We start from the raw sequence: 1967 nt of genomic DNA, 5'->3' as shown, positions 1-1967 counted from the left end.
GGGGCTGGTGCGGACTGCGTAGCGGAACATGCCCGAGAGCACGATGCGCCCGGTGCGCATGTTCGAAGGCCCCCTGGCTTTTCCGACGTCGGTGAGGAAGGTTTCGACCGCGGAAGTGGTGACTTCGAACAGGCGCCGGTCGCCGAATGCGGTGTTGAACATTTTGGCGACTTCGTCGTAGCGGGCGATGGTGGATTCGGTGCGGTCTTGTGCGATGAGGCTCGCGCGGTAGCGGACCCACAAGTCGCGCACGGTCATGGATGTGGACAGTTCGCCGCCGACGCCGACGGTGATGACGGCTGCGGCTGCCATGACGGCGTCGAGGGCTCGTTGGCCGGTGCGGTCGGGGATCGGGCGGTGGCGGGAGTCGAGTTTGGTCGGGGAGACACGCATGAGCTCGCGTCGTTTTCCGGAGGAGTCGCGGACCCGGACGCGGGCTTTCCAGTGCCCGGGAGCGAGTTCGGTGAGCATCGGTTTGCCGGGGACCCCGAGGGGCCGGGGTGGTCTACCGCGGGTCATGGGTACACCGATCGAGTCGGTTGTGGGTGGCGGCTGTCTTAGTGTGGTGTGGCAACGAAATCCCTTTCCGCTCGGTGAGTTGGGGGAGGCCGGCGTCGTCTGCGGGTGGAGTTCGGGGTTCAACCTCGCGCAGTGCGCGTCGACAACGCGGCGTCGGTCCACTTGACCGATGTCCGGGAAGGCGACTTCTCTGAATGCGCAGCTCTAGCGGCTGCTCCGACCATCACGGCGGCGGCGGCGGTCGACCGTGTGGAGGATTGCTATGTCGCGCGAGAGGCGCCATGACCGTCTACCTGGCCCTCACTAGCGCACCGGGCTCTGAACCCCCGATTCGGCGGCGTCGAGTAAGTCCATCTCGGCGAGAGCGACCACGACTGCCAGACCTGTCACCGCGCCGACGACTGCTCGGTGTGCGCGTCGACGGCCGCCTCGCGAGCGAGGATGAAGCCTCCCGAGCGAGCTGCGGCCCCTTTGCGTATGCGTGCTCCCCGGGCGCGCGGAATGAAGCCAGGGTGGGGGAGGTGCAGCTGTCCGGCCTACAGTGCTCCCCGCCCGAGCGGGGATGAAGCCACCGCCGGCCCCATTACAGGCAAGTCATGAGACTGCATGCCGCTGCGGGAGATGCCGATGATGGATCATCTCCGTGTCGTGGGTATCGGCGAGTTCAGCCAGCATCTGTGCTGAGGGATCGCATCGACTGTCCGGTGACAGTGAAGATGAGCCACGCCAACCTCGCTGACCTGCGGTGGCCCTTTTTGAGTGGCAGACTCCCCGACCCGATTTGCCATTCAAAGTGAGCCAACTCTCTCCATCGGCCACGGCGAACTGGCTGGTCGGGCTCTCGATGGTCCAGGTTCAGTGGCAAGGCTGCGTCGATGGCTCAGGTGGTTGGCAATAGCCTATTTTCACTGGCAACGGACATCGGCTGTAGCGTTGCTCAGTGTCGGATCTCACCGATCCGATTGGTGAATTCTGACGTCGCCGGGTGTGGCAGGGCGGGATTGTCGACCAGTTGGCAGCACGCAACAGTGACAGCGGCGACCAGCAGAGTTCCGGGCGAAGATCCGTTGAGACAACGCTCAGCTAAGCCAGCGACGGGCCACTGGCCAGCGATAATCCCGGCGACGTCGATGGTCACCCCAGCCATAATCTCCGACGTGAAAGAAGTCGAGGTCGTCGTCCAGTACGAGCGCGCGACTCTGCACGTCGGCGGGGTGTTCCTGAAGATCGACGCTGAACAGTCGAACACCGACACCAAGGTCGAGGCGATGGCCGGCACCGTTCCCGACTCCGGATGTTCTGTGGCGTAAGAGCTCCTATCAGGTTTGATTGCTGAGGCGTCGCCAACAGATCAGCGCGGCACCGAGGTTCAAGAATCCGTAATGGATGTCGGTGCGGCGTTCCCATCGGACGGCCAGGCGTCGGTACTGGTGGAGCAGGGCGATGGT

Annotated in this window: 1 protein-coding gene and 2 pseudogenes; 1 reads left to right on the top strand and 2 read right to left on the bottom strand. The window is 64.4% G+C overall.

Translation table 11 applies throughout. The features are described from left to right. Positions 1–471: pseudogene (locus QH270_RS31205) on the bottom strand (site-specific integrase); the annotation flags it as partial. Positions 472–1676: 1205 nt separating this feature from the next. Between QH270_RS31205 and QH270_RS31200 the strand changes: the two are divergent. Next, positions 1677–1829: a hypothetical protein gene (locus tag QH270_RS31200; protein ID WP_174562648.1), complete on the top strand. Its 153-nt coding sequence runs from the start codon at positions 1677–1679 to the stop codon at positions 1827–1829. A gap of 9 nt (positions 1830–1838) precedes the next feature. Here QH270_RS31200 and QH270_RS31195 read toward each other — a convergent pair. Next, positions 1839–1967: pseudogene (locus tag QH270_RS31195) on the bottom strand (IS5/IS1182 family transposase); the annotation flags it as partial.

Source organism: Nocardia neocaledoniensis (assembly GCF_029868625.1).
Taxonomy (GTDB): Bacteria; Actinomycetota; Actinomycetes; order Mycobacteriales; family Mycobacteriaceae; genus Nocardia; species Nocardia neocaledoniensis_A.
The sequence above is the reverse complement of the archived record's forward strand: the minus strand, read 5'-3'. Positions and strand labels throughout refer to the sequence as shown.